The following is a 25,695-nucleotide window of genomic DNA, read 5'->3' as shown; positions in this document are numbered from 1 at the left end:
CAAACTCAGTGATAATAAAGTGAGTATACGTGAAGGGAGCTAAACCAGAGAACAACGCAACAGGCGCGCGGCGCGCGCCTGTGCGGACGGGATTACTTCAGATCATCGACCATCTGTACCGCGCGGCCCAGATAGTTAGCCGGCGTCATCTGCTTCAGGCGCACTTTCTCTTCTTCCGGCAGCGCCAGGCTGTCGATAAAGGCCTGCATGCCCGCCGCGTCCACGCGCTTGCCGCGCGTCAGCTCTTTTAGCTTTTCATAAGGTTTTTCGATGCCGTAACGGCGCATCACGGTCTGAATCGGTTCGGCAAGCACTTCCCAGTTGTGATCCAGCTCATCCAGCAGGCGATCGCGATTCACCTCCAGTTTGGAGATGCCTTTCAGCGTGGACTGATAGGCGATCAGCGCATAGCCGACGCCGACGCCGAGGTTGCGCAGAACGGTTGAGTCGGTGAGATCGCGCTGCCACCGCGAAACCGGCAGCTTGCTGGCGAGGTGCTGCATCACCGCGTTTGCCAGACCCAGATTACCTTCAGAGTTTTCAAAATCGATGGGGTTGACCTTGTGCGGCATCGTCGAGGAGCCAATTTCGCCGGCAATGGTTTTCTGTTTAAAGTGGTTCAGCGCAACATAGCCCCAGATATCGCGATCAAAATCGATCAGGATAGTGTTGAAACGCGCCATACAGTCAAACAGCTCTGCAATGTAGTCGTGCGGCTCAATCTGCGTGGTGTAAGGGTTCCAGGTGATGCCAAGCGAGGTCACAAAGTCTTCGCTGATCTGATGCCAGTCCGCTTCCGGATAAGCCGCAATGTGCGCATTGTAGTTGCCGACGGCGCCGTTGATTTTGCCCAGCACCTCAATGTTGCCCAGCTGACGCAGCTGACGCTCCATGCGGTAGGCCACGTTGGCCATCTCTTTGCCCATGGTTGACGGCGTAGCAGGCTGGCCATGCGTACGGGAAAGCAGCGGGATGTCGCGATACTCCTGCGCCAGTCCTTTCACCGCAGTGATGATCTTCTGCCAGTAAGGCATGATGACGTCGCGGCGGGCGGTTTCCAGCATCAGCGCATGGGAGAGGTTGTTGATATCTTCAGAGGTGCAGGCAAAGTGGATGAACTCAGAGACCGCCTGCAGCGCAGGGACATCAGCCACTTTCTCTTTCAGAAAGTACTCAACCGCTTTCACATCATGATTGGTGGTGCGCTCTATCGTTTTGATGCGTGCGGCGTCAGTTTCGTTAAAATTGCTGACAATCGCATCAAGGAAAGCGTTTGCGTCGGCATCAAATGCAGGAACTTCCCTGATCTCTGCGGTCGCAGCCAGTTTCTGTAACCAGCGAACTTCCACTTCCACGCGGAATTTCAGTAAACCAAACTCACTGAAAATGGCGCGCAGCGGGCTGACTTTATCGCCGTAACGGCCATCAACGGGTGAGACGGCGGTCAGAGAGGATAATTCCATCAGTGCAACTCCTGAAACGTTAACAGATGAGGGCAGGGCGGCGCTTAATACGCCGGACCCAGCCGGGATAAAATAGCGTTGGCTTCATTCAGCAGACGCTGGCGTGAGAACATCAGCTGCAGGCGGCCACCGCCACACTGCTGCCAGAGCACCGCTGAACGGATCCCCGCCAGCAGCGCAGCGCGTACTTTGTTCTGTACCTGAGTATTCTGCAGCACCTGCGGTGAGCCGGTAACCTGTATGCGCGGACCCAGCGGGCTGATAACATCGACATAGATACCCGCCATGGCGCTGGTGATGGTATCGGATTCGGGGCCGTAGTGCGCCAGCTGGCGATCGAGCTGGCTAATGCGCTGTGCCAGCGTCGCCAGCGCTGTTTTGTTGCCGCTGAGCTTGCGCTCCAGCACCATCAGACCCAGCGTGTAGCGCGTCATTTCAGCACTGGCACCCTGGCGGCTGCCGCTGTTCAGCACCGCCATTAACGTCTCCAGACCCAGGCGCAGATTGGCTTCGTCATTACCATACACCGCCAGCGTGGAAGCGGGATTGAGATCAAGCAGGCTGCGCATGGACACCTGCAGCGCTGCGCTGTCGCACTGACCCTGATGTGCCAGCTGCTGCGTCAGCTGTGCGGCCTGGCAAATGCCCGCCAGCGCCAGCGTAATATCATAAAAATTTTTAGCCACGCTCTACTCCTGCAGAAAAATCAGCGGCGCCGTTTCAGGCGTCTGGCAGCGGCAGGCGCTGCTCAATAATACCGCCACCGAGGCAGACGTCGTCCAGATAGAACACCGCAGACTGGCCCGGCGTCACCGCAGCAACCGCTTCATCAAAACGCACCTCAATGCGATCGTCGCCAAGCGGCAGGATTTCACACGGGATATCGCTCTGGCGGTAGCGGGTTTTAACCGTGCAGCGCAGCGGGGCGGTTACAGGCTGACGATCGACCCAGTGCAGCTGCTGGGCAATCAGGCCGACTGACATCAGGCGCGGATGGTCACCACCCTGCGCGACAATCAGCCGGTTGCGCGCGACATCTTTGTCCACCACATACCAGGGATCGTCATTGCTCTCTTTACGGCCGCCAATGCCCAGACCTTTACGCTGGCCGAGCGTATGATACATCAGCCCCTGATGCTCACCGACAATGTCACCGTCAACTGTCTCAATCTCGCCTGGTTGCGCAGGCAGATAACGCCCGAGGAAATCGCGGAATTTACGCTCACCGATAAAGCAGATACCGGTCGAATCTTTTTTCTTCGCGGTAATCAGATCCAGCTGTTCGGCAATGCGGCGCACTTCCGGTTTTTCCAGTTCCCCGACCGGGAACAGGCTCTGGGCGATCTGCTGGTGGCTCAGGGTGTAGAGGAAATAGCTCTGGTCTTTGTTGCCATCAAGTCCGCGCAGCAGCTGACTTTTGCCTGCCACATCGGCCCGACGCACATAGTGGCCGGTAGCGATATAATCTGCGCCAAGGTCGTCGGCAGCGAATTCAAGAAACGCCTTAAATTTGATCTCTTTGTTGCAGAGAATATCGGGATTGGGCGTGCGCCCCGCTTTGTATTCGTCGAGAAAATGCTCAAACACATTGTCCCAGTATTCAGCCGCAAAGTTAATTTTGTGCAGTTTTATGCCGAGCTTGTCACACACGGCTTGTGCGTCAGCCAGATCGTCTGCGGCGGTGCAATACTCCTCGCCGTCATCCTCCTCCCAGTTCTTCATGAACAGGCCTTCAACCTGATAGCCCTGCTGCTGCAGTAGCCACGCGGAAACGGAAGAATCGACGCCGCCGGACATTCCGACGATTACTTTTTTCTGGCTGTTGTCAGACATGACGCACTCTTAATTACAGTAAAACAGGCGGCGCATTCTATCATGGAGTCACGGTATGCGCACCCTTGTGAAACGGCCAGTTGAACGGCGCCACCAGCTGCAGCGGGTAGCGCGCACCCTGTTGCCACAGCCGTATGCTCTCCGCGACCAGCGGCGAACGTAACTGATCGGACGTAAGAATTTGCTCCGGAGCCAGCCACCAGCAGCAATCGATATCGCTGTCGAGTGGCGTGGTCACGCAGGGTACTGGCAAATCAATGCCAAAGAGAAAACGCACAAAAGGTGTCTTGTCCGGCGCAATCCACTGCTGCACGCCGAGAAAATAGTCCAGCTCCGCGCGGATGCCGGTCTCTTCATACAGCTCACGCCGTGCCGCTTCCTGCAGCGTCTCATCCGCTTCCAGATGACCCGCTGGCTGATTCCAGGTAATGCGTCCGGCGACACGCTCCTCGACTACCAGCAGTTTACCCTGCGCCTGCACCAGACAGGCAACGGTTACATGAGGTTTAAACATCGTTCACTCGCTTTGATTAACCTGCGGTTATTGAAATTCAGCGCTGATATCGCGCCACTCGCCGGGAGCAAGACCGTTAAGCTGATGGTCTCCCAGCGCAAAGCGGATCAGGCGCAGGGTCGGGAAACCGATATGCGCCGTCATGCGTCGTACCTGCCGGTTACGCCCTTCGTACAGGGTGATTTTCAGCCAGCTGGTCGGGATCGTTTTGCGCTCGCGCACTGGTGGCGTGCGCGGCCAGAGCCAGTCCGGCTCGCTGACCTGCTCAATACCTGCTGGCAGCGTTGTGCCGTCGTTAAGCACAACGCCGCTGCGCAGCAGGGATAAATCTGATTCCTGCGGCACGCCCTCGACCTGAACAAAGTAGATTTTACCCGTACGTCTGCCGGGCTGGGTGAGCTGCGCCTGCAGCGCGCCATCGTTGGTCAGCAGCATCAGCCCCTCGCTGTCACGATCCAGACGGCCTGCAGCGTAGACGTCACTGACCGGAATAAAGTCTTTTAGCGTGCGGCGCCCGGCGTCATCGCTGAATTGTGGCAGCACATCAAAGGGTTTGTTAAATAAAATTACACGGCGCGGGCCAGCCGCACGTGTCGGGCGGCGTGTAGCATGGCGGGAGACCGCGGTGCGTTTAGGTGGGTGAATTTTCTGAGATGTTTTTCGCATGAGCTTTGCAGTAAGTAACAATCGGCGCATTATAACGCGAAACTACGGTGATTGGCGTAGGGGAAATATTCAAGTAGTATTGACCCGCATCTTACAAATCATTAACAAAAAATCGCTCGAAGGAGAGGTTAATGGAAAGCAAAGTAGTTGTTCCGGCAGAAGGTCAGAAAATCACCCTTGATCAGGGCAAACTGAATGTCCCGCATAACCCAATCATTCCTTATATCGAGGGTGATGGTATCGGCGTTGACGTTTCCCCGGTCATGCTGAAAGTGGTTGATGCTGCCGTGAAGAAAGCCTACAACGGCGAGCGTAAAATTTCCTGGATGGAAATCTTTACTGGTGAGAAATCAACAGAACTTTACGGCCAGGATGTCTGGCTGCCGCAGGAAACTCTGGATTTAATCAAAGAGTATCGCGTAGCCATCAAAGGCCCGCTGACCACGCCAGTTGGCGGCGGTATTCGCTCGCTGAACGTAGCGCTGCGTCAGGAGCTGGATCTCTACGTCTGCCTGCGTCCGGTACGCTACTACAAAGGCACGCCAAGCCCGGTTAAACGCCCGGAAGAGACCGATATGGTGATCTTCCGCGAGAACTCCGAAGATATCTACGCGGGTATCGAATGGAAAGCGGGTACGCCGGAAGCGGACAAAGTGATCAAATTCCTGCGCGAAGAGATGGGCGTGAAGAAAATTCGCTTCCCGCAGCAGTGTGGTATCGGCGTGAAGCCGTGCTCAGAAGAGGGTACCAAACGCCTGGTGCGTGCCGCGCTTGAATACACCATCACTAACGATCGTGATTCGCTGACGCTGGTCCACAAAGGCAACATCATGAAGTTCACCGAAGGTTCTTTCAAAGACTGGGGCTACCAGCTGGTGAAAGAGGAGTTTGGTGGTGAGCTGATCGACGGTGGTCCGTGGATGAAATTCAACAATCCAAACACCGGCAAAGAGATCATTGTTAAAGATGTGATTGCAGATGCCTTCCTGCAGCAGATCCTGCTGCGTCCGGCCGAATATGATGTTATTGCCTGTATGAACCTGAACGGTGACTACATCTCTGACGCCCTGGCGGCACAGGTTGGCGGTATCGGTATCGCCCCTGGCGCAAACATCGGTGACGAGTGCGCGCTGTTTGAAGCCACGCACGGGACCGCACCAAAATATGCGGGTCAGGATAAAGTGAACCCGGGTTCAGTGATCCTGTCGGCAGAAATGATGCTGCGTCATATGGAATGGTTTGAAGCCGCAGACCTGATTGTCAAAGGTATGGAAGGCGCAATCGCGGCTAAAACCGTGACCTACGACTTCGAGCGTCTGATGGATGGCGCTAAACTGCTGAAATGTTCAGAGTTTGGTGACGCGATCATCAGCAACATGTAATCTGCTTCAGGCAGAGCATAAAACGGGAGCCACTGGCTCCCGTTTTTTTTATTCGCCTGCAGCATCGCCCGGACGCAGCGTCTCATCACGCGCCTGCGACAGTCGCCAGAAATCGTGGCCGCCCGGATGCTGGTAAATCCGCAGTGCGAACTGTCCGACAATGGCATAAATATATTCAAATATCGCTGACTGTGAATCCTCATAATCAGCCCACATGACGGAAGAGGTAAAGCAGTAGACCTCAACCGGTAACCCTTCCGGCGAGGGTTTAAGTGCCCGGACCACAATATACATATCTTTCTTAATATCATCGCGCTGCGTCAGCCAGGCGGTCAGATACTTACGAAAAATGGTGAGGTTTGTCAGGCCATTTTCGGCAAACCAGCGGTCGCCGGGTGCGCTGGGTTCACGTCCATCCATCAGCACAGAAAGCTGCTCACTGACACCGCGTATCTGCATCATCTGCTGTATCAGCTCATGGTCCAGAAAGCGAATTGAGGTCTGATCGAGATAGAAGCTGCGCATGATGCGCCGCGCGCCGGAGGAGAACATCGCCTGCCAGTTGGTATACGTCTCGGTCAGGAAATTCTTCGTGGGAATGCGCGACAGCGTGTTATCCCAGTTGCGGATAGTAATGGTGTGCAGCGCAATGTCGATGACTTCCCCGCTGATACCGTTATCCGGCATTTCAATCCAGTCGCCCAGCTGCAACACATCATTTGATGACACCTGAATATTGGCCACCAGCGACAGCAGCGTGTGCTGAAATACCAGCATCAGTACGGCTGCCACTGCACCCAGACTGGAGATAATAATCACAGGCGACTTATTCGACATAATCGCCAGGATCATGATCGCCGAGAGGATATGCACCAGGATTTTACCGACCTGAATATAGCCCTTGATCGAGTGATTTTTACGCCGCGACTTTTTGGTATAGGAGATGTTGATGATCTCCAGTATTTCTGTAAAGAACAGCGAGAGATAGATAAAAAACAGAATGCCGCAGATGGTTTTGACTGCAATCTGCAGATGCTGCGGCAGGCCCGGCATAAACTGCAGCAGATAGTAAACAATGATAACCGGGATAAAATTTGAGAGTTTTTCCGACAGGCGGACATCTTTATCCAGCGGCACCTGGTTTTTATGCGCGCTGAAAAAGACGTTACGCACCATCTTTACGATAAAGAATTTGCAGATAAAGTGCGCAATCATCGCCGACGCTATCAACAGTAGCAGACTGACCGTGGCCGCAAGCGCCGTGTCACCGGCAAGAAAATTCTGGAATGTATAGAAGTAGCTCATGTTAATCAGTAGCCGGTCCGGGGTGGCGGGAATTCAAGCATAAAGCCGTACGGGGCGATAAGCGACGCGTGCGCAATTGCGGTGTCAGTCAGAAAATAGTTCAGTACCGCTGACTGCCGGCTGCAGTTATACCACTAAGCCCGCCTGACTGACGAGCGGCATCAGGTAATTACCCGGGCAACATTGGTGTCAGCCAGTCGCATAGTTTGAAGCAGTTAACATCCTGAGCCTGATGGCCGTGCCTTTTGCCGAAGAAGCCGCTATCGTCAGCGCTCAGTTTCGGGGGAGACACTATGCAGGGTATTGTGAAGTTTGTTAAAGGCTGGCTGATTTTTTCACTGCTGTGGGGCGTATTTATGTGGTTTGTCTCATGGCAGGCGCAGGGAAAAGAGCCCGGTATGGCGGTGGTGATGAGTCTGTATGCGGGATTGATTTATCAGGCGCTGCGTACGATGGTTGCCCGTTTTAAAGCGCGGCGCGCGGCCGCGTGACGGCAGGAGCAGCGGGGCCGGGACCCCGCTGACCAGATTATTTGCGGCCCAGCAGGAAACCGACGATCACGCCGATGCTGGCAGCCACCGCCAGACCCGTAGTCGGGTTATCACGGACCGACCTCACCACGCCGTCAGCTGCATCCTGTACGGCATAGCTGGCCTGCGCCGGATAGCGCCGTGCTGCACCTTTTGCCTGATGACGGGAGGAACCCGTCAGTTCGCCAAATTTTTCCTGAACTGCACCTGCTGCTTCATTCAATTTTGCTTCCGCTTTGTCAGTCATGTTGACTCCCTGATAGTGGTGAATGTCACTTTCAGCGTAGTCAGAGAATGACGGACCGGCAACCTGACAGCGGTAAAGGTTATGTAACAATCTCTGTGGCGAGGCTTTTGTTTAGGTACAGTTTATCTCTGACGGCAGCGCCAGGCGGGATACCAGCTCACCAGAAAATGGCGCAAATGGTCGAAACACCACTCAGCATCCTCGGGTTGCTGACAGTAAAACCGGACGGTGATTTTCTCATAGTGTTGCTGGCGCAGATGCAGCGGTGACCAGCCCCAGTCCAGCACGGCGCGCGCATAGTTAACCAGCGTGCCGGCAGGCATCTCATGCTGGTTCTCCTGACAGCCGAGGTAGTGCTCAAACCGCGCTTCCAGCTCTTCTGCTTCGTCATGCGCATGCACCACATCCGGACGAAAGGCGATGTCGATAAATCCGCATACGCGGTCCGGACGCTGCTGACGATCGCAGGCGAGCGACATAAAAAGCCCTTCCTGCAGGTTCACCTCTTCCAGCAGCCGGCGCATATTTTCAGAATCTTTACCCGCTTTGATTTCATCAATCCGCTCAGGCTGCTGCGTCAGATCAAAGCCGCTGGGGTTAACTGAGCCATCTTCATTGGTTGTGGCCGGGAAGGGGAAATCGATGTAGCCGTTGTTATCGAGACTCTTTTCCATTTTCGGTATCTGCCGGAAGCATAAACCCTGACAATAAACTATCCCGCTGCGGGGTGCACGGGCTATGGACACTGCCAGGTGATCATCGTGTTTTCATAGGGATTAATAAGGCGGAACTGTTTGTCGCTCAGGCGCTGTGCGTAAAAACCTTCAGCAGTAATCGCAGAGGGGACATAGCGAAAGCGGTCAGTGGAGCGAAGAGGGCCGCTGCTGACCGTGACGTTGTCACGCTGAACAGAAAAGGCGTTAGCCAGGTCGAAGATCCAGGCGTGCGTATTGCCCAGTGACTGACCATAAATCGTGGTCACTTCACCGGGACAATCGATTCCTTTCGGGGTCGAACTGCAGCCCGTCAGCGCAATAATAATGATGCAATAAGTCAGTCTTAACATGGTCCTGATCCTGGTTCTTTCCCTGTCTGACAGTGGCCCGACAATGCCTAACGCTGCTATGAGCATAGCAGGTCTGGCTGCACTTCCCATTTGGGATTTGTTTAAGTGTTAAGCGGTAGGCAAGTTAAGGGGGTGACTTTGGTAGCAGATAAACGGTATTCTTGCCAGCGCAGTGCACCAGGCAAGTATAAGATAGGGTAAATTAATGAGAGAAGAAGAAGCCAGCTTAATGATTCTTCAGCAGGCGATAGATCAGCTGGATGCCGATAAGAAAAAACAGGTCATGAACTGTGTCACGGCGATCCACGATGTTATGCATAAATTCGATCCAGAAGATGCCGGACTGGCATTGATGCTGGTGGCGGCTCAGGTGGCCGCTGAGTAAACGTCAGGCCGATGCGATATCGGCTTTACTCCTGCTTTATGGCTATGCTGCGACTCAGCGCGCCAGCCCTGAGTCGCAGCACGCCACGCATTAATCTGCTTCCCGCTGTGTTACCCTGCGAACCACTACATCACACTCAGGCGAAAAACAGCATGAAAATTCTGGTCATAGCCGCGGGCCTGATGGCCTGTCAGATTGCTCCGGCCTGGAGCGAAAGTGAATTTCAGATCACCTGTGCGGGGCGGGCCACCATGACGGTATCCCGCGCCAGTTACGGACTCAGCACGCTGATGTGGCCGCAGCGACATTTTCAGGTGGCCGCCGGACAACAGCGTCTCCACCTTGAGGGTGGCGACAGCGTGGCCATCACGCGGTTCCGCAACGGGGATCGACTGGTCATCAATAAAGAGAGCGGTGAAACCTTTTTCGTTTATGCGCAGAGCGACAAACTGGTTCCCTGTCAGCGTTCAGTGAAGCGTGATGCCGCCATCGTCTCTCTCGATCGTTATGACGATCGTCAGCACGCCTCTTCTTAACACCGCACAGGAACAACACCATGTCACTCAGCGTTACCGACAGCGTTACTGCGCAGGATCTCGACGACATCAGACTGGGCCTCAATGCTTTCAACAGCCGCTTTATTGATGTCAGCGAGATCAAAGCGCTGGGCGTGTTTATTCATGATGCAGGCGGCGGGAAAATAGCAGGTTTGACAGGATCAACCTGTGGTAACTGGCTGCGTATCGACATGCTGTGGGTCAGTGACGCGCTGCGCGGGCAGGGCGCCGGCACCCGGCTGATAACGGCGGCAGAGAACGAAGCGCGGGCGCGGGGTTGTCTCTATGCGCAGGTGGATACGGCAAGCTTTCAGGCGCGCCCGTTCTACGAAAAACAGGGTTATCAGCTCCGGTTCAGCCTGGATAACTATCCGCGTCATCACCAGCGCCACTACCTGACCAAAGTTCTCTGATTACAGCAGCGGCTGCTGTCGCAGATCCAGCGGCGACTGCTCCGCTTCGTCAATCGCCGCCAGCCAGCCGGACAGATCCGTTTTTACCCACGAGAGGTGGCCGCGCGTAGTGCTCATCAGCACCACATCGGGTCGCAGCGTACGGTAAAGTTCCAGCGACTGCCGCAGCTCGGCCGGGTTACTGTCAGGCTTTAATACGCTGATCCAGCGGTTGTAGTCGCAGGTAAGGGTATCGCCGACAAACAGATAGGTCTGTCCGAGCGGGGAGTGATAGAGATAGCTGCTGCTGCCCGGCGTGTGACCTGGCGTGGGCAGCAGATGAAAATCACCAAAATGCACCTCCCGCCGGGTAAAGGTTTCATCCGGTTCAACCACCAGGCTAACGGGTCCCAGCGATCGGCTGTGGCAGTAAAGCGCGCTGCTGAAGCGCTGCTGAATCAGCCGTGCACCGGGTGCTGCTTCATGCCAGTGCGTAAGGTAATGGCGTATAACGCCGCCTGCCTCCGCCAGAAACTCATGATCGAGCGGATTTTCCACCCGGCCAATCAGCAGGTTGCCGCGCGGATGCCGTAGCATAAAGCCATGCATCATCAGGTCATTAGCGGTCTCTTCGGCAGGGAATTCCGGCGTGGAGATCCATAAGTCTTCATAAAGCGGCTTCAGAGGGCGATCTCCTGCAGACAATATTATCGCAGCACCGGATGTCCGGTGATGCTGAGCCGCGCGTCGCCGGCATCAATATCAAGCGTAGCATGTGCACCCAGCGGCAGCGTGACGGTATCGGGCGCATGACCAAACGCCAGATCGCTTATTACCGGCAGCTGATACTCATCGCGCAGACGCTGCCAGACAGTGTCGAAACCGAAGCCGTTATCATAGGCGCTGAGTGACGTACTGGTAAAACTACCGGTAACAATTGCCTGCTGCCGCGCGAGAATACCGCACTGCTGCAGCTGCAGCAGCATGCGTTCAATGCGAAACGGGTGTTCATTAACATCTTCAATTACCAGAATGCCTCCTTCGATCTGTGGCAGCCAGGGCGTGCCAATCAGCGTGCAGATCATCGCCAGATTGCCGCCCCACAGGCGGCCCTGCCAGCGGCCGCGGTCCGGGCTTTCACTCCGCCAGTTCAGCATCAGTTCCGGGGCGGAGATTGCCTGCCAGAAATGATGGTCGGTAAACGCTGAGACGTCATCCGCACCAAAATTACCGGCCAGCATCGGGCCGCTGAAGCTCATCAGACCGGTCTGAGCCAGCAGGGCCAGCTGAATAGCGGTAAAGTCACTGTGGCCGCACAGCGCGACTGGCTCACCGCTCAGGCGCTGCGCAATACCACTATAATCCAGCTTATCCAGCAGGCGGGTGGCACCGTAGCCGCCGCGCACCGCCAGAATAATATCCGGCAGCGTGTCTGGCGCGGCCAGTGCATTGATATCCGCCAGCCGTTCCGCGTCCGTACCGGCAAAGCGCTGAAAGCGGCGGGTAACGACTGCGCTATTCTCTACCCGGTGGCCTGCGTGCTGAAGCCGCTCAATGCCGCGCCGGGCGGCGTCCTGGTTGTGGCAATAGCCAGAAGGGGCGATCAAACGAAAGGAACGGGCTGGGTGCATCGCGCTTTTCCTGCTCTGTACTGAAGGGTTCATAGTGACAAACTGCGTGAACAGCGTCACGACAGCATAATGAATTTTGCTATTTTCAGATTAACGGTAATTTTACTGCTGGCCGTCATGGCTATGATAGCCTGCGCCTCTCTTATAGCGGAACCTGAAAAACAGTGAAATTTCGACTACTTATGCTCTCTGCTTTACTGCTGGCAGGCTGCGCCAGTGAACCGGAAAAACCCAGAGTGCCTGAGCGCAATACGCCTCTCACTCAGGCTCCGCCCTCGAAAATTAATGATGCCTGGGCGCTGTTTACAGAAGATGCTGCCACTCATTATGGCGTTGATGAGAAGTTAATCAGCGCCATTATCAGTGTCGAATCGGGCGGCAATCCTGCGGCAGTCAGCCGCTCTAACGCGGTAGGACTGATGCAGATCAAAGCCTCGACGGCGGGGCGCGAAGTCTATCGCGTGCAGGGACGTCACGGGCAGCCCTCAACAGCTGAGCTGCGCGATCCGGCCAGAAACATCGATATTGGTGTCGCCTATCTGCGCATTTTGCAGGAGTCTGCGCTGGCCGGTATCCGCGATCCGCTGACGCTGCGCTACGCCACCATTGTCTCCTATGCCAACGGTGCCGGCGCGCTGCTGCGCACGTTCTCACGCGATCGCGAGCGCGCCATTGCGATGATTAACGCGATGTCGCCGGATGAGTTTTATCAGCATGTACAAAACAACCATCCGGCAGCGCAGGCACCGCGCTATCTGTGGAAAGTGACCACGGCCTACCGCACGATTGGCTAGCGCGCGGTGCGCAGCTTAACGCTGCGCACCCTGTGCCGGTGCTTCGTTTGACGCATCGCTGAGATTGATACGCGGCAGCACGCCACCGGTAAACTCTACGCGCCGCATCGGGAAGGCGAAGCGGATCTGCTTCTGCTCCAGCTGCGCCATCAGCTGCAGGTTAATTTCCTGCTGAATATCCATATAGACATTGTAATCCGCACTCAGCACAAAGTAGACCACTTCAAACGTAAGCTGCGACTCATCAAACGAGAGAAAATGCGCGCGGTCAAAACGGGTATCCGGCACGCCTTCAATGATGGTTTTCACCATGCCGCCAATCTGCCGCACTTTCTCCGCCGGCGTACCGTAGTTAATACCAAACTTAAACACGATGCGTCGCTGCTGCATACGTTTATAGTTGTGGATCGTCTGCTGTAACAGAATGGTGTTTGAGCAGACAATCTGCTCGCCGCCGAGGCTGCGCAGACGCGTGGTTTTCAGACCGATATGCTCAATGGAGCCCGCGATATCGCCAAACACAATAAAATCACCGTGCTCAAACGGTTTGTCAAAGCCGATCGCCAGCGACGCAAACACATCGCTCAGCACGGTCTGAATCGCCAGCGCAATGGCAATACCGCCGACGCCTAAACTGGCCACCAGGGCAGTAATGTCGATCCCCATGTTGGAGAGGATCGCCAGCAGCATCATCACCCATACCACCACCCGCAGCAGAATGCCGAGGATCACGGTGGTGACCGGATTGCGCACGTGCAGCGGATCGCGCAGCATGCTTTTCAGCCATAGACGGATGCCGCAGTCAATCCACAGCGTGAACTGCAGAATCAGGGCGAGGAACCAGCTGTGGGCAATTGCCACGCTCCAGTTTGCCGGCAGGTCAGCAAATTTCAGCGAAATCAGCAGAGAAAAGATCAGCAGCAGCGACTGGCTGGTGCTGCGCAGGATCTCAACCAGAATGGCGGTGAAGCGCACGTGGCGCTGTTCGCTGTAGTGCGCAATACGGTTAGAAACAAAGCGGATAGCGGTGCGCAACAGCCACCAGACGATAAGGGTGCCAAAGAGGATGATGGCGCTGTTGATCCAGATGGTTTGATTAAGAAAAATGCGTTGCCAGCCAGAGGCTGAAAGCCAGTTTTCCATGGGGGAGGTTCTCCTTGCCGGGCGCTGGTTAAAATAAAGGGCAAGGAGAAGCATAGCCTGGCTGAGATATCCTGCAGGCGCAGCGGCAGTTACTGAAAGCGACTCACTTTATCGCGTGCCAGGCGTTCAAGGGCAAAGATCACCTGCTGCAGCTGGCGTTCCTGCACCGGTTCAATTGCCGTGAAACGAAAGCTCAGCCGCGGTATGACGCAGGCTTCGCCTTTGCGTACTACGCTGCGCTCGCCAATATGCAGCAGCTCTGCGGTGACCTCAAACTGACCAAACTCGCCCAGCTCGACCCGCAGCTGGCGGAACGTATCACCACGGGCAAGGTCTTCCGGCAGTGTCCCTTCCGGTAATACCCCGACCCCGCCCAGCGAAAGATCCTGCAGGCGAAAGCGCGCCGGGCTGCCATCCGGCCAGTGGGTATAACACCAGAAAGCCGGCTCCAGCGGGGCGTTAATGCGGAAAAATTCGCGGCGCTGGATTTGCCAGGCGCACGCCGGCAGCGGGGCACTGAACGCGGGCAATCCTTCATATTCAACCAGCGACAGGGCGGCCAGGGTGAACTCAATTTTGGCACCGTAGGTCTCTGCACAAACGTTGAAGTCGGGACTCTCCAGCACCCACTCATTGCTCAATGCATTGCTGCCCAGATCGAAAATAATGCACTCTTCATCGGCAACCAGCAGACGGCTGATAAACTGTCCGCGATTAAACGTTACCATCAGGGGAGTTTGATAGCGCGACAGATCCCTCATCACATTCAAAACCGCTAACGTACCTCGTTTGAGATACTGTTCGTTATCGGCGTCTTTCACATCCTGCTCCCCGCTGCTGCGCTTATCGTCGTTATGTAACGATTATCGGCGTTACGCGCTGAAGCTTTAGCGGCTGGCTGCTGATTAAAGCGGCAGTTGCGCTGCAGGTAAAAAAAACCCGTCTATACTTATCGCAGTGAACACCTTGATTCATAACGTAAGGAGCAACAAATGGGTATTCTTTCATGGATTATTTTTGGTCTGATCGCCGGTATTCTCGCTAAGTGGATTATGCCAGGTAAAGATGGCGGCGGCTTCATCCTGACCGTGGTACTGGGTATCATCGGTGCGGTTGTCGGCGGCTGGATCAGTACCCTGTTTGGTTTCGGCAGAGTTGACGGGTTTAACTTCGGCAGCTTTGTTGTGGCGGTGATCGGTGCCATTGTGGTGCTGTTTATCTACCGCAAAGTGCGCAGTTAACTCTGCCCGTATAAAAAAACCGCGGCCTCCGGGCCGCGGTTTTTTTTCGGCTATAGCCAGCGCGAAATCAATTCGCGCGCTGCAGCGCCGGCATATCAGGTATGTCGCTGGCGCTGTTACAGGTTTTTTCTTTCGGGCAATATTTATCCAGCAGCATCAGCGTCACGCCGTTGGTCCAGCCGAAGCCATCCTGCAGCGGGTATTCACCGCCACCGCCGCCGCCCAGCTGCGCGCCCTCAACCACATATTTTTCCACCAGCTTATGCTCTTTGTCATAGGTCTGCTGAACGTTTTGCAGGAAGCGCTGGCCAATCTGGCGTGCCAGCTGTGGCTGATTGTAATGCTCCAGCCCTTCTACTGCTACCCACTGCAGCGGTGCCCAGCCATTGGGTGCATCCCACTGCTGGCCATTATTGACCGTGGTTGTCACCAGACCACCGGGTTTAAGCAACTGTTTTTCCACAGCAGAAGCGGTACGCTCAGCCTGTTTATCCCCGGCCAGCTGCATATAGAGCGGGAAAAGAGAAGCAGCCGTCAGCTGGTTATGAACCTGTTTTTTACTGAAATCGTAATCGGCATACCAGCCCTGTTTCTCATCCCACAGGTAACGATTAATCGCTGCCTGGCGTTTTTCGGCTGCCGCGGCAAACGCTTTCGCTTTGTCATCCTGTTTTGCCAGTCTGGCTGATTTTGACAGCGTCTGTTCCAGATGGAACAGCAGGCTGTTGAGATCAACCGGCACCAGCTCTGTGGTACGGATAGAGGCGAGATGATGCGCATCGGTAAACCAGCGCGAGCTGAAATCCCAGCCTGACGCCGCGCCGGCGCGCAGGTTGCGCCAGAGCTGCGGCTTGTCACGTTCCGGTGTTTTTTCAGCTGTCTTTACATCATCCAGCCAGGATTCGGTACGCGGCACGTCGCGTGCGTCCCAGTAGCGATTGAGCAGGGTACCATCGGACAATTTCACCACCCGCTTGCTGGCATGACCGGCCGCCACGCTGTCGCTGTCCGCCATCCAGTAGTCATACTCCTTCTGCAGCTGCGGCTGGTAATGCCGGTAAACCTCATCGCCTTTATGCGTTGCCAGCAGGTCCACCATCAGGCTGAAGAACGGCGGCTGCGACCGGCTGAGATAATAACTGCGGTTGCCGTTAGGGATATGCCCGTAGCGATCGAGCTCAGTGGCAAAGTTATCGACCATGTCCTGTACGCGATCCCAGTTGCCGCTCTCTGCCAGGCCCAGCATGGTAAAATAGCTGTCCCAGTAATAGACCTCGCGGAAACGTCCGCCTGGCACGACGTAGGGTTTTGGCAGCGGCAGCAGCGAATCATACTGGCCGGCATCCGGCGTACTGCGCGTCAGCACCGGCCACAAGCCGTTGATGTGCTCACGCAGGCTCTGCCCGGCAGGCGGTACATATTTATCCTGCGCTTTGGGCAGGGTGAAATTCATATCAACAAAGCGTTTGAGATCGAAATTGCGCTGCTTTTTTTGCATCTGCCAGTCAGCAAGAATCGAGGCAGGATCATATTTCGGGATCGCGTCAGCAAAGGTTTTCTGATCGGGATAGAACTGCGCTTTCTGCACGGCGCTGAAGAGCGGACCCAGGCGTACATCGGGCGGCTGCGGCGGCTGGCTCAGCATCCGGCTCCCGGTTTCGGCATGCGCCAGCGTGCTGGTTGCCAGCAGGGCAGTGGTAAGCAGCAGAGAGAGACGCGCGGGCATAAATATGACATTTTTTCTCATCGGTTTTTCTCCTTGTCCGAAAACGTGGTTCGCTAACGTATTGACCACTCAACCAACTTTAGTCGCTATCGCGCCGCCCGGCGCTGCAGGGCGATGGAAATGTGAAGCGCTGCCGGGTAATTGCGCAGGAAATTGTTGCCGCTGGCGTTTTTTACTTGCTCCGCCGCGTGGTTTCCCGGAGGCTGAAAGAAAATGAGGAAGCGTATGAAGATTATCTGGTATCACCCGTCAATGGACGCGCAGTGCTGGCTTACGGGAGTTGCCCGTCGACTGCCGGACGCGGAAATCCGGCTGTGGCAGCCAGGCGATGATGCCTGCGCAGATTATGCCATTGTGCGTTCGCCGCCGGTGGAAATGCTGGCGGGGCGAAGCCTGAAGGGACTGTTCGCGATGGGAGCGGGCGTCGACGAACTTCTGCAGCAGCAGCGTCAGCATCCTGACAGGCTGAGTGACCAGGTGCCGCTGTACCGCCTGGAAGATACCGGCATGGCACAACAGATGCAGGAGTACGCGAACTGGTGCGTGCTGGGCTGGTATCGTCGCTTTGCTGACTATCAGCGCCAGCAGCAGGCGCGCTGCTGGCAGCCGCTGCCGCTGCCGGCGCGCGACACCTTCACCATTGGTGTTCTCGGGGCGGGCGTGCTGGGCCGCAGCGTGCTGGAAAGCCTGCAGCAATGGGGGTTTCCGCTGCGCTGCTGGAGTCGCACGCCGAAAACCCTGCCTGGCGTGCACGCCTTCCACGGTGACGCCGCGCTGCACGACTTTCTTGCCGGCTGCCAGGTCGTGATTGATCTGCTGCCCGCCACGCCGGAAACCACCGATCTTATTAACGCGGATTTCCTGCGCGCGTTGCCGCACGGCGCACACTTTCTCAACCTGGCGCGCGGCGCGCACGTGGTTGAAGCGGACCTGCTGGCAGCGCTTAACAGCGGGCAACTTGCCGCCGCCGCGCTGGATGTCTTTCAGCAGGAGCCGCTGCCAGCGGACGATGCGCTCTGGCAGCATCCGCACGTCACCATCACGCCCCACAGTGCCGCTATTACGCTGCCGGAGCAGGCAATGGACGCTATTGCCAGCGCCATTCAGCAGCTGGAAAAAGGGCAGCAGCCCCCGGGGCGCGTGGATCGCCAGCGCGGCTATTAATTTATCTCAAAGGAGCAAAATATGTATCCCGTTGACCTGCATATGCACACCGTAGCCAGTACGCACGCCTACAGTACGCTGCATGACTATGTCGCCCAGGCGAAACAGACTGGCCTGAAGCTCTTTGCCATTACCGACCACGGCCCTGATATGGCAGATGCGCCGCACCACTGGCATTTCATCAATATGCGCATCTGGCCGCGGGTTATTGACGGCGTGGGGATCCTGCGCGGAATTGAAGCGAACATTAAAAACCAGCAGGGCGAGATCGACTGCAGCGGGCCGATGCTGGATGCCCTGGATCTGATCGTCGCGGGCTTTCACGAGCCGGTCTACACGCCGCGCGACAAAGCGCACCATACTGAGGCGATGATCGCCGCGATGGCAGGCGGGCTGGTGCATATCATCAGCCATCCGGGCAATCCCAAATTCCCGGTAGATATTCGCGCGATTGCCGAAGCCGCAGCCCACTACAACGTGGCGCTGGAGATCAATAACTCCTCGTTTACCCATTCGCGTCCGGGCAGCGAACCCAACTGCCGTGCGATTGCGGAGGCGGTGCGTGACGCGGGCGGGCAGCTGGCCTTCGGCTCCGATTCCCATACCGCCTTTACGCTGGGGCATTTTGAGCACTGCCTGCGCATTACGCGCGAGGTGGATTTCCCTGAAGATCGGGTGTTAAATGTCACGCCGCGCCGCCTGCTCGACTTTCTGGAGCAGCGCAGCGGTAAACGGATCGCGGAATTACTGGATTTTTAATGTTGTAGTGAGGAATGCTGCCAGATGAATGAATTTTCTATGCTTTGCCGGGTGATCGGCTCCCTGTTTAACCGTCAGCCCCAGGATCCGCTGCTGATGCCGCTGTTTACGCTGCTGCGCGAAGGCAAAATGCAGGCACAGTGGCCGCTGGAGCAGGATGCGCTGCTGACGCGTCTGCAGCAGAGCAGCGATCCGCAGGCGCTGGCAGCGGATTACAACGCGCTGTTTGTCGGTCAGGAGTGCAGCGTGCCGCCTTATGCGTCTCAGTGGCCGGAAGGCGCACCGGAAGCGGAGATCCGGGCATTTCTCAGCGCGCGCGGCATGCCGCTCAGTGACGCACCCGCCGATCACTTTGGCGTACTGCTGCTGGCGGCGTCGTGGCTTGAAGATCAGTCTGCAGAAGATGAATCTGACGCGCAGCGCGCGCTGTTTGAATCTTATCTGCTGCCGTGGTGCGGCGCATTCCTTGGCAAAGTTGAAGCGCACGCCACCACGGCATTTTATCGCACGCTGGCTGAGCTGAGTCGCGAGGCGATTCAGGCGATGTATGACGAGCTGAGCGAAGACGATACGCCGCAGGCGTAATCGCTGGCAGGGATCGCTGCTGCCGGAGGCTCGTGCAGATAAGCCGCGTCTCCGGCAGACGCGCTGATGCATTGCTGAAACCTGGGCGACGCCTGCAGATACTGACGGCTACAGGCTCAGCAGAGAGCACTAACGCCGGCGCAGCCGCGGGAAACGCGCGTGCATACGCAGATTGCGCAGGTTAAGCACGGCAATAGCGGTGCCCAGCACCACCAGCGATGCGCCAAACACTTTAAAGCTGTTCATACTGTCACCCAGCACCGTCACGCCCATGATCACAGCCAGCACCGGCGTCAGCAGCGAGTAGGGCATGATCAGATTGACATTATATTTTTTCAGCAGGGCGTACCACAGCGTATAGGCAACAATCGAAGAGGCGATAGCGCTATAAAGGATGCCGAACCAGCCGTGCCAGCCCGCCGCTTTAAGGGCGCTGAACTGATGTGATTCCGTCAGCCATGAGGCGGCGCCGACCAGCGGCACGGCGAGAAATGAGATCCAGCCGGTCAGCGTCAGCGGACTGATAGGCGGCGACTTTTTGACAATCATGTTGCTGACCGCCCAGCCAAACGCGCTGCACAGCAGGATACAGAGTACCCACCAGGCGGGAATAGTCGGGCTGCCGGAGAGCACGGCCACGCCGCTCAGAGAGATAGCGATGCCGCACAGCTGCACCAGCCGCAGCTTCTCTTTCAGAATGGCCATCGCCAGCAGCATCGCAATAGGGGTGCCCAGCTGCACGACGATAGCCGCCGTGCCGGCATCGGTGTAGCGCATGCCGACAAACAGCAAAGAGAAGTGCATAAAGCCAAAGGTAAACGCGAGCGTAATAAGCCAGGGCAGCTGCGCGCGCGTGATGCGGCAAAAGGGCACCAGCAGCAGGGCGACCACAACAAAGCGCATCCACGTCAGAAACAGCGGCGGCAGCTCCAGCAGCCCCCATTTAACCGCCACGTTGTTAAACGCCCAGATGGATACTACAAACAGAATCAGAAAAAAATGCCGTACGGCCACGCGGTTATCCTTACCAGAAAAATGAACTTACGCTTAATAATGGCATGAAGCCTGCGGCACAGGACACCTGAACCCGACGGTTTAGCACTCATCCGCAAAAGCGCTGCTTTATAATTACAACATACTAATAACTATATATTGTTCCGGCCCTCCGCTTTGCATAAGCATGGTGCGGAAAAACATAAGACAGGGCGGGCATTTACTGTCACAGTAACGCTTCACAGTGAACGCAGCAGAGGAGCCTGCCGGCGATGACGGAGCGTTATGCTTTACCCCTGGCGTTAATACAGCTTGAAGTCCCGCCCCCGCATGTGGTGGCAAAAACTGGCGAACAGCCTGCGTGGTTTATTGATGCGCTGCAGCTGCAGCCGGACGACTATATTATTGTGCGCCCGCACCGCGGTGAGGCGCTGCCGGGCTGGCAGGAGATTGGCGGCGCTATACTCAGCGGCTCATGGGCGATGGTCACTGACCACGCCGGCTGGAGTGAGCGCACTGCGGCCTGGATACGCGGCGCAATGGAGGCGCAGCTGCCGCTGCTTGGCGTCTGCTATGGTCATCAGCTGATGGCCTATGCGCTGGGGGGTGAGGTCGGCGATAATCCTCGCGGCTGGGAGCGCGGACTGCAGACCGTCACGCGCACGGCTTCTGATCCCTGGCTGGACGGGTTACCGGCGCACTTTTCCGCGTGGCTGTCGCACCGTCAGTCGGTACTGGCACCGCCGCCACAGGCCACTATTCTGGCCTGCTCAGCGCAGGATGATTGTCAGGTATTACGCTATTCACCGCAGGCATTTTCTGTTCAGTTTCACCCGGAGTTCAGTCGCGAGATCATGACGGCGTGTACACCGGCTGGCGTAGAGCCAGATAGCGCGGTAATGGGTGATACTGACTGGGCACGTACGCTGCTGCATCGCTTCTGGCAGCAGGTACGGCTTCAGGATCAGGCTCAGGAAACGTCGCAGCGCTGACAGCGATAGACCCAGGCGGGCGGCATATTTTTCAGCACGCGCTGCCGCTGCCAGACAAAATAGCGCGACAGATCGTGCCGGGTGAGCGAGGTGTACTGAAACTGGACAAATACCCCGCCGGGAGCCAGTGCATTATGCACCGCGCTCAGGATGGCATGACGGGTAGCTGCAGGCAGCGACAGCAGCGGCAGGCCGGAAAAAATGGCGTCGTATTCCCCCTGCAGCAGCTCCGCTGAGTGTGCCTGAACCCGCATGCGCGGATCGTGCCACTGACGGAGTTCTGCTGCCAGCTGCGGATTGATTTCAAACACGTCAAGCTGCGCGGCCGGTACCATATGCGACAGCACATGGCGCGTCAGCACGCCATCACCGGCGCCCAGTTCAGCTACGCGCAGGCTCTTTTCCCACGCTACTGCATTACACATACAGCGACATAGTGCCGCTGATGACGGGGTAACGCTGCCGATTCTGCGCGGATCGCGAATAAACTGCTGCACAAAGTTTGCTTTGGACCGCATTGCCGTTAGGGCTGAAGCCAGCATCTTTCTCTCCTGAATCTGTGGTCTGCAGGGTATTGACCACATATCACGTTCAGGTTTCGCTTTTGCGCTGCAGAAAAGCCAAACTCAGACTTTTCCGGCCTGTGCGATCGTGCATTGCCATCACACCATTTCCCGCGTCCGCTCACAGTTTCCTGCCTGTATACCTGACAGGCTGGACACGATCGCGCAATGTTAATTAACGGTTTAAAAGTTGTTAAATTTCATTCGCTCTGTAAGGGGAAATATCATGCGTTACGCTGCTCCGGGAGAACAGGGTTCTCTGATCACTCTGCAATCGCAGTATGGCAACTTTATCAACGGCGAGTTTGCCGCGCCGGTCAACGGTCACTATTTTACCAACACCTCACCGGTTAACGGCAGTGCAATTGGCGAATTTCCGCGTTCCGACCGGGCAGATATTGATAACGCGGTCGCGGCGGCTCAGGCGGCGGCAGAGCAGTGGGGCAAGACCTCGCCACAGGCGCGCTCCCTGGTGCTGCTGAAAATTGCCGATCGCCTTGAGCAGAACCTGGAATATATTGCCGTCAACGAAACCTGGGATAACGGCAAGCCGGTACGCGAAACGCTGGCCGCTGACCTGCCACTGGCGGTAGATCATTTTCGCTATTTTGCCGGCTGTGTCCGGGCGCAGGAGGGCAGCGCCGCCGAGATTGATGAATTTACGGCCGCCTATCACTTTCATGAACCGCTGGGCGTAGTGGGACAGATCATTCCCTGGAACTTCCCGCTGTTGATGGCGGCCTGGAAGCTGGCGCCGGCGCTGGGCGCAGGTAACTGTGTGGTGCTGAAACCCGCCGAGCAGACCCCGCTTTCCATCACGCTGTTTGTTGAGTTGATTAAAGACCTGGTCCCGCCAGGCGTCATTAACGTGGTGCACGGCTATGGCAAAGAGGCGGGCGAAGCGCTGGCATCACATCCGGGCATTGCCAAAATTGCCTTTACCGGCTCAACAGCGACCGGCGGCCATATTCTGGAGCTGGCAGCAAAAAGCCTGATCCCGTCGACGGTGGAGCTGGGCGGGAAATCGCCGAATATCTTTTTCGAAGATATCATGCAGGCGGAGGAGAGCTTTATTGAAAAAGCGGCGGAGGGCGTTGTGCTTGGCTTCCTGAACCAGGGCGAAGTCTGTACCTGTCCGTCGCGCGCGCTGGTGCAGGAATCGATCTTTGAACCCTTCATGGCGGCCGTTATGAAGCGCATCAAAACCATTAAACGCGGCGATCCGCTGGATACGGAAACCATGATTGGTGCCCAGGCATCGCAGCAGCAGTTTGATAAGATCCTCTCTTACCTTGAGATTGCACAGCAGGAGGGGGCAGAAGTGCTGCACGGCGGTAACGTTGAGCAGATTGGTGAAGCCTTGAGCGGCGGCTACTACATTCAGCCAACGCTGCTGAAAGGCAATAACAGCATGCGCGTATTTCAGGAAGAAATTTTCGGGCCGGTGGTAGGCATACTGACCTTCAAAGATGAAGCAGAGGCGCTGGCCATTGCTAATGACTCGATTTACGGACTTGGCGCTGGCGTCTGGACGCGTGATATCAACCGCGCTTACCGCATGGGAAGGGCAATTAAAGCCGGACGCGTCTGGACTAACTGCTACCACCTCTATCCGGCTCATGCGGCATTTGGCGGCTATAAGAAATCGGGCATCGGGCGGGAGACGCATAAAATGATGCTGGATCACTATCAGCAAACCAAAAATCTGCTGGTGAGCTACAGCACGGAGCCGCTCGGGTTCTTCTGATTTTCGTGCCGGCAGTCGCTGCAGAGGCTATATTTTCATAAACCTGTCATCTTTGCAGGGCAGGATATGAGAAACGCCTCTGCGCAAAGGAGAGATCATGAACGCAGGATATGACTTTATGGAGCAGCACGATGAGGTGCTGGATGCGGTCGAACAGGACATTATCAGCGTCAATCTGCCCGCTTATGATGCGTCACAGTATGGCACCGAGCGCGAAGCCGCGCGGGAAATGCCGCTGCGCGCGTAACAAACAACTCTCTGTAAAATAAAAAAATCCGCAGCATATCGCCGCGGATTTTTTACAGGGTCTGCTTCAGCGCGCTATTTTACGCAGGCAGAGCACTGATTGTGGATCTGCTGGAAGAAGTCGTTACCCTTGTCATCCACCAGAATAAACGCCGGGAAATCTTCCACTTCAATCTTCCAGATCGCTTCCATCCCCAGTTCAGCATACTCCACGCACTCAAGGCTTCTGATGCTCTGCTGCGCCAGTACCGCAGCCGGACCGCCAATACTGCCCAGATAAAAGCCGCCATGCTTATGGCAGGCGTCAGTGACCTGTTTGCTGCGGTTACCTTTAGCCAGCATTACCATGCTGCCGCCGTGCGACTGCAGCAGATCGACATAAGAGTCCATACGACCCGCAGTGGTCGGACCCAGTGAACCCGACGCATGCCCTTCCGGCGTTTTTGCCGGACCGGCATAGTAGACCGGATGATCTTTAATGTACTGTGGCAGCCCTTCGCCATTATCAATACGCTCTTTCAGTTTGGCATGAGCAATGTCGCGCGCCACAATAATGGTGCCGTTCAGCGACAGGCGGGTTGCCACCGGATAAGCGGAGAGCTGCGCCAGAATATCCTGCATCGGGCGATTAAGATCGACCTGGACGACCTCGCTTTCGCCCTGCTGGCGCAGCGCTTCCGGAATATAGCGGCCCGGATTATCTTCCAGCTTCTCAATCCAGATGCCATCACGGTTGATTTTAGCTTTGATGTTACGGTCAGCAGAACAGGAGACGCCCATGCCTACCGGACAGGAGGCACCGTGACGCGGCAGCCTGACCACGCGAATATCGTGGGCAAAGTACTTACCGCCAAACTGCGCGCCAAGGCCGAGCTTCTGCGACGCTTCCAGCAGTTCCTGCTCCAGTTCCGTATCGCGAAACGCCTGCCCGTGCTCATTGCCTTCGGTTGGCAGTGAGTCATAGTAGTGCGTTGAGGCGAGCTTAACCGTTTTCAGCGTGCTTTCTGCAGAGGTGCCGCCGATGACAAACGCAATATGGTAGGGCGGGCAGGCAGCGGTGCCGAGCGACATCATCTTATCAATCAGATAGTTTTTTAATTTTGCCGGCGTGATTAACGCCTTGGTTTCCTGATAGAGGTAAGTCTTATTCGCTGAACCGCCGCCTTTAGCGATGCAGAGAAACTTATACTCATCGCCATCCACGCTATAGAGATCGATCTGAGCCGGCAGGTTAGTGCCGGTATTAACCTCTTTATACATATCCAGCGGGGCGTTCTGCGAATAGCGCAGGTTATCTTCGATATAAGTGTTATAGACACCCTGCGACAGCGCCGCTTCATCGCCGCCGCCGGTCCAGACACGCTGGCCTTTTTTACCCATGATAATGGCGGTGCCGGTATCCTGGCAGGTCGGTAATACGCCCTTGGCGGCAATTTCTGAGTTACGCAGAAACTGCAGCGCGACATATTTATCATTCTGACTCGCTTCATCATCCGCAAGGATGGCGGCAACCTGCTGCTGGTGTGAGGCGCGCAGCATAAAAGAGGCGTCATGAAACGCCTGCTGTGCCAGCAGCGTCAGTGCTTCCGGCGCAACCTTCAGCACCTCTTCGCCCTCAAAACTGGCAACCGAAACGTGCTCGCGGCTCAGCAGGTAATATTCAGTATCATCTTTGGCGAGAGGAAAGGGATTCTGGTAATAGAAGGGTTTGTTCGACATGTTGGCTCACTTAGCTTCGTGTTGCCCGCCTGCGCGGCGGGCGGCAAATTAG

At 56.3% G+C, this 25,695-nt stretch carries 30 protein-coding genes; 13 read left to right on the top strand and 17 right to left on the bottom strand.

Annotated features, from left to right (window positions below):
* Nucleotides 1-92 precede the first annotated feature (92 nt).
* The 5 genes from purB to rluE are packed head-to-tail and all read right to left on the bottom strand — an operon-like array spanning nucleotide 93 to nucleotide 4,476.
* On the bottom strand, nucleotides 93-1,463 hold the full coding sequence (gene purB, locus SB719_RS08430) for an adenylosuccinate lyase (RefSeq protein WP_065649566.1): 1,371 nt from the start codon (nucleotides 1,461-1,463) through the stop codon (nucleotides 93-95).
* A gap of 44 nt (nucleotides 1,464-1,507) precedes the next feature.
* The gene (hflD, locus tag SB719_RS08425) at nucleotides 1,508-2,149 is read right to left on the bottom strand and encodes a high frequency lysogenization protein HflD (RefSeq protein WP_065649565.1); all 642 of its coding nucleotides are present in this window, start codon (nucleotides 2,147-2,149) and stop codon (nucleotides 1,508-1,510) included.
* Nucleotides 2,150-2,183: 34 nt separating this feature from the next.
* A complete protein-coding gene (mnmA, locus tag SB719_RS08420) occupies nucleotides 2,184-3,296 on the bottom strand; it encodes a tRNA 2-thiouridine(34) synthase MnmA (RefSeq protein WP_292972011.1) in 1,113 nt (370 codons plus the stop codon).
* Between the two features lie 40 nt (nucleotides 3,297-3,336).
* A complete protein-coding gene (locus SB719_RS08415; protein WP_065649563.1) occupies nucleotides 3,337-3,810 on the bottom strand; it encodes an NUDIX domain-containing protein in 474 nt (157 codons plus the stop codon).
* 27 nt (nucleotides 3,811-3,837) lie between these two features.
* Entirely contained in the window at nucleotides 3,838-4,476 is a 639-nt protein-coding gene (gene rluE / locus SB719_RS08410) for a 23S rRNA pseudouridine(2457) synthase RluE (protein WP_412159128.1), read from the bottom strand.
* A gap of 131 nt (nucleotides 4,477-4,607) precedes the next feature.
* Between rluE and icd the strand changes: the two genes are divergently transcribed.
* Nucleotides 4,608-5,858 (top strand): NADP-dependent isocitrate dehydrogenase, encoded by a 1,251-nt coding sequence (gene icd, locus SB719_RS08405; protein WP_039383903.1) that lies wholly within the window; start codon nucleotides 4,608-4,610, stop codon nucleotides 5,856-5,858.
* A 48-nt stretch (nucleotides 5,859-5,906) separates the two neighbouring features.
* Here the strand turns inward: icd and SB719_RS08400 are convergent, their stop codons facing one another.
* Nucleotides 5,907-7,163 carry a mechanosensitive ion channel family protein gene (locus SB719_RS08400; RefSeq protein WP_412159127.1) on the bottom strand — a complete coding sequence of 419 codons (1,257 nt, stop codon included), beginning with the start codon at nucleotides 7,161-7,163 and terminating at the stop codon, nucleotides 5,907-5,909.
* 293 nt (nucleotides 7,164-7,456) lie between these two features.
* On the opposite strand from SB719_RS08400, the gene SB719_RS08395 reads away from it, so the two are divergent.
* A complete protein-coding gene (locus SB719_RS08395; RefSeq protein ID WP_065649560.1) occupies nucleotides 7,457-7,654 on the top strand; it encodes a DUF6404 family protein in 198 nt (65 codons plus the stop codon).
* Nucleotides 7,655-7,691: 37 nt separating this feature from the next.
* Here the strand turns inward: SB719_RS08395 and SB719_RS08390 are convergent, their stop codons facing one another.
* The 3 genes from SB719_RS08390 to SB719_RS08380 all read right to left on the bottom strand — a co-directional run bounded on the left by SB719_RS08390 (nucleotide 7,692) and on the right by SB719_RS08380 (nucleotide 9,006).
* Nucleotides 7,692-7,940 carry a CsbD family protein gene (locus tag SB719_RS08390; protein WP_412159126.1) on the bottom strand — a complete coding sequence of 83 codons (249 nt, stop codon included), beginning with the start codon at nucleotides 7,938-7,940 and terminating at the stop codon, nucleotides 7,692-7,694.
* Nucleotides 7,941-8,062: 122 nt separating this feature from the next.
* On the bottom strand, nucleotides 8,063-8,614 hold the full coding sequence (locus tag SB719_RS08385; RefSeq protein WP_304232538.1) for a hypothetical protein: 552 nt from the start codon (nucleotides 8,612-8,614) through the stop codon (nucleotides 8,063-8,065).
* Between the two features lie 62 nt (nucleotides 8,615-8,676).
* Nucleotides 8,677-9,006, bottom strand: coding sequence for a hypothetical protein (locus tag SB719_RS08380; RefSeq protein ID WP_292972003.1), 330 nt, complete (start codon nucleotides 9,004-9,006; stop codon nucleotides 8,677-8,679).
* 205 nt (nucleotides 9,007-9,211) lie between these two features.
* On the opposite strand from SB719_RS08380, the gene SB719_RS08375 reads away from it, so the two are divergent.
* The 3 genes from SB719_RS08375 (at nucleotide 9,212) to SB719_RS08365 (ending at nucleotide 10,361) form a co-directional block, all read left to right on the top strand.
* Entirely contained in the window at nucleotides 9,212-9,391 is a 180-nt protein-coding gene (locus SB719_RS08375) for a hypothetical protein (protein ID WP_065649556.1), read from the top strand.
* Between the two features lie 152 nt (nucleotides 9,392-9,543).
* Complete coding sequence (locus tag SB719_RS08370; protein WP_065649555.1) at nucleotides 9,544-9,927, top strand: hypothetical protein; 384 nt, start codon at nucleotides 9,544-9,546, stop codon at nucleotides 9,925-9,927.
* Nucleotides 9,928-9,947: 20 nt separating this feature from the next.
* Nucleotides 9,948-10,361 (top strand): GNAT family N-acetyltransferase, encoded by a 414-nt coding sequence (locus SB719_RS08365; protein WP_304232543.1) that lies wholly within the window; start codon nucleotides 9,948-9,950, stop codon nucleotides 10,359-10,361.
* Here the strand turns inward: SB719_RS08365 and SB719_RS08360 are convergent, their stop codons facing one another.
* Both SB719_RS08360 and ldcA read right to left on the bottom strand, forming a co-directional pair.
* Nucleotides 10,362-11,024, bottom strand: a complete 663-nt coding sequence (locus SB719_RS08360) for an MBL fold metallo-hydrolase (protein WP_065650483.1) — start codon at nucleotides 11,022-11,024, stop codon at nucleotides 10,362-10,364.
* A 23-nt stretch (nucleotides 11,025-11,047) separates the two neighbouring features.
* A complete protein-coding gene (ldcA, locus tag SB719_RS08355) occupies nucleotides 11,048-11,971 on the bottom strand; it encodes a muramoyltetrapeptide carboxypeptidase (RefSeq protein WP_065649553.1) in 924 nt (307 codons plus the stop codon).
* Between the two features lie 164 nt (nucleotides 11,972-12,135).
* Between ldcA and emtA the strand changes: the two genes are divergently transcribed.
* Nucleotides 12,136-12,765 carry a membrane-bound lytic murein transglycosylase EmtA gene (gene emtA / locus SB719_RS08350; RefSeq protein WP_075050745.1) on the top strand — a complete coding sequence of 210 codons (630 nt, stop codon included), beginning with the start codon at nucleotides 12,136-12,138 and terminating at the stop codon, nucleotides 12,763-12,765.
* A 15-nt stretch (nucleotides 12,766-12,780) separates the two neighbouring features.
* On the opposite strand, the gene SB719_RS08345 is transcribed toward emtA, so the two are convergent.
* Nucleotides 12,781-13,908, bottom strand: a complete 1,128-nt coding sequence (locus SB719_RS08345; RefSeq protein ID WP_065649551.1) for a mechanosensitive ion channel family protein — start codon at nucleotides 13,906-13,908, stop codon at nucleotides 12,781-12,783.
* 89 nt (nucleotides 13,909-13,997) lie between these two features.
* The gene (locus tag SB719_RS08340) at nucleotides 13,998-14,729 is read right to left on the bottom strand and encodes a flagellar brake protein (RefSeq protein ID WP_065649550.1); all 732 of its coding nucleotides are present in this window, start codon (nucleotides 14,727-14,729) and stop codon (nucleotides 13,998-14,000) included.
* Between the two features lie 171 nt (nucleotides 14,730-14,900).
* Here SB719_RS08340 and SB719_RS08335 point away from each other — a divergent pair, with 171 nt between their 5' ends.
* A complete protein-coding gene (locus SB719_RS08335) occupies nucleotides 14,901-15,149 on the top strand; it encodes a GlsB/YeaQ/YmgE family stress response membrane protein (RefSeq protein ID WP_039383925.1) in 249 nt (82 codons plus the stop codon).
* 67 nt (nucleotides 15,150-15,216) lie between these two features.
* Here SB719_RS08335 and treA read toward each other — a convergent pair whose 3' ends face one another.
* A complete protein-coding gene (gene treA, locus SB719_RS08330) occupies nucleotides 15,217-16,896 on the bottom strand; it encodes an alpha,alpha-trehalase TreA (RefSeq protein WP_065649549.1) in 1,680 nt (559 codons plus the stop codon).
* Nucleotides 16,897-17,100: 204 nt separating this feature from the next.
* Between treA and ghrA the strand changes: the two genes are divergently transcribed.
* Genes ghrA through SB719_RS08315 form a run of 3 tightly spaced genes read left to right on the top strand, consistent with a single transcriptional unit; the run spans nucleotide 17,101 to nucleotide 19,383 of the window.
* The gene (gene ghrA, locus SB719_RS08325) at nucleotides 17,101-18,039 is read left to right on the top strand and encodes a glyoxylate/hydroxypyruvate reductase GhrA (RefSeq protein ID WP_304232549.1); all 939 of its coding nucleotides are present in this window, start codon (nucleotides 17,101-17,103) and stop codon (nucleotides 18,037-18,039) included.
* A gap of 21 nt (nucleotides 18,040-18,060) precedes the next feature.
* Nucleotides 18,061-18,798, top strand: a complete 738-nt coding sequence (locus SB719_RS08320; RefSeq protein ID WP_065649547.1) for a phosphatase — start codon at nucleotides 18,061-18,063, stop codon at nucleotides 18,796-18,798.
* Between the two features lie 24 nt (nucleotides 18,799-18,822).
* Nucleotides 18,823-19,383, top strand: a complete 561-nt coding sequence (locus tag SB719_RS08315) for a molecular chaperone (protein ID WP_065649546.1) — start codon at nucleotides 18,823-18,825, stop codon at nucleotides 19,381-19,383.
* 129 nt (nucleotides 19,384-19,512) lie between these two features.
* Here the strand turns inward: SB719_RS08315 and SB719_RS08310 are convergent, their stop codons facing one another.
* On the bottom strand, nucleotides 19,513-20,397 hold the full coding sequence (locus tag SB719_RS08310; RefSeq protein WP_065649545.1) for a DMT family transporter: 885 nt from the start codon (nucleotides 20,395-20,397) through the stop codon (nucleotides 19,513-19,515).
* Nucleotides 20,398-20,648: 251 nt separating this feature from the next.
* Here SB719_RS08310 and SB719_RS08305 point away from each other — a divergent pair, with 251 nt between their 5' ends.
* Complete coding sequence (locus SB719_RS08305; protein ID WP_314688210.1) at nucleotides 20,649-21,368, top strand: glutamine amidotransferase; 720 nt, start codon at nucleotides 20,649-20,651, stop codon at nucleotides 21,366-21,368.
* Here SB719_RS08305 and SB719_RS08300 read toward each other — a convergent pair.
* Nucleotides 21,347-21,910 carry a class I SAM-dependent methyltransferase gene (locus SB719_RS08300; protein ID WP_065649543.1) on the bottom strand — a complete coding sequence of 188 codons (564 nt, stop codon included), beginning with the start codon at nucleotides 21,908-21,910 and terminating at the stop codon, nucleotides 21,347-21,349. The genes SB719_RS08305 and SB719_RS08300 overlap by 22 nt on opposite strands.
* Nucleotides 21,911-22,157: 247 nt before the next feature.
* Between SB719_RS08300 and SB719_RS08295 the strand changes: the two genes are divergently transcribed.
* Nucleotides 22,158-23,678 (top strand): aldehyde dehydrogenase family protein, encoded by a 1,521-nt coding sequence (locus tag SB719_RS08295; protein WP_412159125.1) that lies wholly within the window; start codon nucleotides 22,158-22,160, stop codon nucleotides 23,676-23,678.
* Between the two features lie 97 nt (nucleotides 23,679-23,775).
* On the top strand, nucleotides 23,776-23,925 hold the full coding sequence (locus SB719_RS08290; RefSeq protein WP_167350678.1) for a hypothetical protein: 150 nt from the start codon (nucleotides 23,776-23,778) through the stop codon (nucleotides 23,923-23,925).
* A gap of 74 nt (nucleotides 23,926-23,999) precedes the next feature.
* Here SB719_RS08290 and fumA read toward each other — a convergent pair whose 3' ends face one another.
* Nucleotides 24,000-25,643, bottom strand: coding sequence for a class I fumarate hydratase FumA (fumA, locus tag SB719_RS08285; RefSeq protein ID WP_412159124.1), 1,644 nt, complete (start codon nucleotides 25,641-25,643; stop codon nucleotides 24,000-24,002).
* Between the last annotated feature and the right edge of the window lie 52 nt (nucleotides 25,644-25,695).

The sequence above is a fragment of the Pantoea sp. SIMBA_079 genome (assembly GCF_046940275.1).
GTDB lineage: Bacteria > Pseudomonadota > Gammaproteobacteria > Enterobacterales > Enterobacteriaceae > Pantoea > Pantoea borealis.
This window is presented reverse-complemented; position numbering and strand designations above follow the sequence as displayed.

Excerpts from the sequence above, each read along its gene's own strand:
- fumA (WP_412159124.1), bottom strand. The coding sequence starts at position 25,643 with ATGTCGAACAAACCCTTCTATTACCAGAATCCCTTTCCTCTCGCCAAA.
- SB719_RS08365 (WP_304232543.1), top strand. The coding sequence starts at position 9,948 with ATGTCACTCAGCGTTACCGACAGCGTTACTGCGCAGGATCTCGACGAC.
- ldcA (WP_065649553.1), bottom strand. The coding sequence starts at position 11,971 with ATGCACCCAGCCCGTTCCTTTCGTTTGATCGCCCCTTCTGGCTATTGC.
- purB (WP_065649566.1), bottom strand. The coding sequence starts at position 1,463 with ATGGAATTATCCTCTCTGACCGCCGTCTCACCCGTTGATGGCCGTTAC.
- SB719_RS08345 (WP_065649551.1), bottom strand. The coding sequence starts at position 13,908 with ATGGAAAACTGGCTTTCAGCCTCTGGCTGGCAACGCATTTTTCTTAAT.
- SB719_RS08390 (WP_412159126.1), bottom strand. The coding sequence starts at position 7,940 with ATGACTGACAAAGCGGAAGCAAAATTGAATGAAGCAGCAGGTGCAGTT.
- SB719_RS08385 (WP_304232538.1), bottom strand. The coding sequence starts at position 8,614 with ATGGAAAAGAGTCTCGATAACAACGGCTACATCGATTTCCCCTTCCCG.
- SB719_RS08400 (WP_412159127.1), bottom strand. The coding sequence starts at position 7,163 with ATGAGCTACTTCTATACATTCCAGAATTTTCTTGCCGGTGACACGGCG.
- SB719_RS08315 (WP_065649546.1), top strand. The coding sequence starts at position 18,823 with ATGAATGAATTTTCTATGCTTTGCCGGGTGATCGGCTCCCTGTTTAAC.
- SB719_RS08370 (WP_065649555.1), top strand. The coding sequence starts at position 9,544 with ATGAAAATTCTGGTCATAGCCGCGGGCCTGATGGCCTGTCAGATTGCT.
- SB719_RS08295 (WP_412159125.1), top strand. The coding sequence starts at position 22,158 with ATGCGTTACGCTGCTCCGGGAGAACAGGGTTCTCTGATCACTCTGCAA.
- SB719_RS08305 (WP_314688210.1), top strand. The coding sequence starts at position 20,649 with ATGACGGAGCGTTATGCTTTACCCCTGGCGTTAATACAGCTTGAAGTC.
- SB719_RS08395 (WP_065649560.1), top strand. The coding sequence starts at position 7,457 with ATGCAGGGTATTGTGAAGTTTGTTAAAGGCTGGCTGATTTTTTCACTG.
- SB719_RS08300 (WP_065649543.1), bottom strand. The coding sequence starts at position 21,910 with ATGCTGGCTTCAGCCCTAACGGCAATGCGGTCCAAAGCAAACTTTGTG.
- SB719_RS08415 (WP_065649563.1), bottom strand. The coding sequence starts at position 3,810 with ATGTTTAAACCTCATGTAACCGTTGCCTGTCTGGTGCAGGCGCAGGGT.
- SB719_RS08335 (WP_039383925.1), top strand. The coding sequence starts at position 14,901 with ATGGGTATTCTTTCATGGATTATTTTTGGTCTGATCGCCGGTATTCTC.
- SB719_RS08290 (WP_167350678.1), top strand. The coding sequence starts at position 23,776 with ATGAACGCAGGATATGACTTTATGGAGCAGCACGATGAGGTGCTGGAT.
- rluE (WP_412159128.1), bottom strand. The coding sequence starts at position 4,476 with ATGCGAAAAACATCTCAGAAAATTCACCCACCTAAACGCACCGCGGTC.
- ghrA (WP_304232549.1), top strand. The coding sequence starts at position 17,101 with ATGAAGATTATCTGGTATCACCCGTCAATGGACGCGCAGTGCTGGCTT.
- icd (WP_039383903.1), top strand. The coding sequence starts at position 4,608 with ATGGAAAGCAAAGTAGTTGTTCCGGCAGAAGGTCAGAAAATCACCCTT.
- SB719_RS08375 (WP_065649556.1), top strand. The coding sequence starts at position 9,212 with ATGAGAGAAGAAGAAGCCAGCTTAATGATTCTTCAGCAGGCGATAGAT.
- SB719_RS08320 (WP_065649547.1), top strand. The coding sequence starts at position 18,061 with ATGTATCCCGTTGACCTGCATATGCACACCGTAGCCAGTACGCACGCC.
- mnmA (WP_292972011.1), bottom strand. The coding sequence starts at position 3,296 with ATGTCTGACAACAGCCAGAAAAAAGTAATCGTCGGAATGTCCGGCGGC.
- treA (WP_065649549.1), bottom strand. The coding sequence starts at position 16,896 with ATGAGAAAAAATGTCATATTTATGCCCGCGCGTCTCTCTCTGCTGCTT.
- SB719_RS08380 (WP_292972003.1), bottom strand. The coding sequence starts at position 9,006 with ATGTTAAGACTGACTTATTGCATCATTATTATTGCGCTGACGGGCTGC.